This is a genomic window from Actinotalea ferrariae CF5-4 (assembly GCF_000603945.1).
Taxonomy (GTDB): Bacteria; Actinomycetota; Actinomycetes; order Actinomycetales; family Cellulomonadaceae; genus Actinotalea; species Actinotalea ferrariae.
This window is the reverse complement of record NZ_AXCW01000515.1, coordinates 1-925: the sequence shown is the minus strand read 5'-3', so window position 1 is coordinate 925 and position 925 is coordinate 1. Positions and strand designations below refer to the sequence as shown.

General features: G+C 77.2%; 1 protein-coding gene. It reads left to right on the top strand.

The features are described from left to right. Nucleotides 1-68 precede the first annotated feature (68 nt). A partial coding sequence (locus tag N866_RS19110) for a DUF222 domain-containing protein (RefSeq protein ID WP_034229881.1) occupies nucleotides 69-925 on the top strand: 857 nt, incomplete at its 3' end.

Genomic DNA, 925 nt, shown 5'->3' with positions numbered 1-925 from the left:
GGTCGCTCGTACAGTTGTTCGAGTCGGGTCGCAGGGGGTGGCTCGGGGTTTCGCAGGGGGTGGTGGGTGTGACGGTCCTGACACAGGTGCCGGTGGGGTCGGTGCACGCCCGCCTGCAGGCGGCGGAGGAGGCGGTCGCGGCGTTGGCGGCCGTGCCCGTGGAGGACCTGGACGGCGCCGGGGCCGGGGAGCTCTACGCCCGGGTGCACGCCCTGGCCGACCGGGTCCGGGCCGTCGGGATCCGCGTCCTGCCGGTCATCGAGGCCCACGGGTGGTGGGCGCTGGACGGGCACCGCACCGCCGCGCAGTGGGTCGTGCACCGCACCGGGGTCTCGGTCGCGACCGCCCGGCGGGACCTGCACCTGGGCCGGACCCTGCACGAGGAGCTGCCCGCGACCGCCGCCGCGGTCCGCGCCGGGGACCTCGCCCTGGAGCAGGCCCGGGTGATCGCCACCGTCGCGGCCACGTCCCCCGCACGCCGGGCGGCCCTGGTGGACCCCGACTCCCCCTGCGCCGAACCGTTCCTGGTCCACCACGCCCGGCTCCTGCCGGTGGACCCGTTGCGGTCCCTGGTGCGCCGCTGGGCCGCCGCCGCGGACCCCGACACCGACGAACGCGGCTACCGCGACGCCACCGAACGGGAGTTCCTGGACGTCTCGCGCACCCTGGGCGGGTTCCACCTGGCCGGGTTCCTCACCGAGGAGCACGGCACCGTCCTGGCGACCGCGCTGGCCGCGGTGTCCGGACCCCCGGCCCCCGGGGACGACCGACCCAGCAGCGCCCGACGCGCCCAGAGCCTGTGCGACCTGGCCCGCACCGTCCTGGACCACGGCCTGGCCCGCACCGCAGCGGCCGTGCGCCCCCACCTGAACATCCAGCTCCACGCCCAGCACCTCGCCCCCACCTGGACCACCGCCCTGCACCA